Origin of the sequence: Bradyrhizobium huanghuaihaiense (assembly GCF_007830635.1) — a bacterium.
In the GTDB taxonomy this organism is placed as follows: Bacteria; Pseudomonadota; Alphaproteobacteria; order Rhizobiales; family Xanthobacteraceae; genus Bradyrhizobium; species Bradyrhizobium huanghuaihaiense.
This window is the reverse complement of record NZ_VLLA01000094.1, coordinates 1-1,638: the sequence shown is the minus strand read 5'-3', so window position 1 is coordinate 1,638 and position 1,638 is coordinate 1. Positions and strand designations below refer to the sequence as shown.

General features: G+C 60.7%; 1 protein-coding gene. It reads right to left on the bottom strand.

Features of this window, described 5'->3' with window-relative positions:
• Nucleotides 1-318: 318 nt before the first annotated feature.
• Nucleotides 319-1,638, bottom strand: a 1,320-nt coding sequence (locus IQ16_RS44920) for a type IV secretory system conjugative DNA transfer family protein (protein WP_018642935.1), incomplete at its 5' end; no start/stop codon positions are given.

Genomic DNA, 1,638 nt, shown 5'->3' with positions numbered 1-1,638 from the left:
TTTGCTGGTCACGACGAAGGTGGTCGTTCATGGGCGCGCATAGCTTCGCTCATCGCCACCTGCAAAATCAACAGCGTGGAGCCCTACGTCTGGATCAAAAATTAGGCGGCTTACAGGTGGCGGGCGAGATGATGCGCCGGCTCGTACGACGAGCCGAGCATCGAGCCCGGTATGCCGTCGTTGCTGGATGCGCTCCGTCTCGGCTTTCCGTTCCCAGACAATACTGCCCTTCCACGTACGCCCTTTCTTTCTCTGCCTGGGAACCAGCCGGTCGTTTGTATGCCGCCCACGTCTTTCTCATCGCCGCGTTCGCGATAATCAGCGACGCCGACCAGCGTCTCTCCGATAGAACCTGTTTTCGCCGACGCAGGCGCGCATGTCGGTGCGCCGGAACCAGATGGCGCGTCCGCATCGCAGCGGTGGATTGCCCGCAATAAAGATGACCTGCTCGTCGGTTCGCATGCGCAAGACATCATGCGGCAGCATCAGCGGCCGGCGCGCGAGCTGCTTGGACCGCGTCCGGGAGGAACCCGACGTCTGCGAGGACAGGCTCAGCTGATCGACCTCGACCGTCGTGTCGCCGCAGCGCTTGGAGATGTAGTCCGCCGTCTCGGGGTCGTTGATCGCCGAGAAGGAGATCCAGGATGCGCTTTCGAACCACTTGCTGGTGGCATCGCGGCCGCCATAGGCCTCGCGCATCTGGCCGATTGACTGGTAGAGCATCAAGAGGGTGATGCCGTATTTGCGCCCCGCATCACGCGCGGTTTCGAGAATGCGTAAGTAGCCGAGACGCGCGACCTCATCGAGTAGGAACAGGGTCCGGCCGGTCACTTCGCCATTGCGATTGTAGATGGCGTTGAGCAGCGAGCCGATGATGACGCGGGCGAGGCCGGCATGGTTCTCCAGGGTCTTCAGGTCGAGATTGATGAAGACGTCCGTCCGGCCCTCCGCGAGCTCGGCCGTCGTGAAGCTCGATCCGGACACCAGGGCGGCATAGTTGCCATAGGAGAGCCAGTGGGTTTCCTTCACCGCATTGGCGTAGACGCCGCTGAAGGTCTCTGGCGTCATGGCGATGAAGGGCGCGACATTCTCCTTCACGAATCCGGACTCGGAGTTGTCGTAAATCGTCTGAAGCCGCTGGCGCAACTTCGGCTCCGGCTCCGACAGGTTGGCGCGGACCTGGCGGAGGTGCTGATCCTTCTTTTCCGTATGACCGGACAAACAGACATCGGCGATCAACGCCGTCAGCAGTTGCAGCGCCGAGGCCCGAAAGAAGTCATCCCGCGCCGAGCCCTGGCGCGGATTGTCGGTCATGATGAACATCCCTCGTTTTGAAAAGGAAACCTCATGTCTGAAAGTCGAAAGCCCACGCACGATGCCTTCGCTGTGGCCGGTGACGGCCGAAATTCTACATGGACGCGGATCGGCGCCGCTTGGCCGAACGATGACGGCAAGGGTTTCAATATCGTGATCGCGCCCGGCTTGGCCGTTTTGGGTAAAATCGTGCTGCGCGAACCGAAGCCCCAGGCCGACCAGGAGCCTGACTAGTACCCACTTTTCTTGGAACGTGAGTCGTGATTCAAGGTCGGGATGATACCCGAAGCAAGAGAAGTCCACCTTTCGAGGAAAGATCGCAAG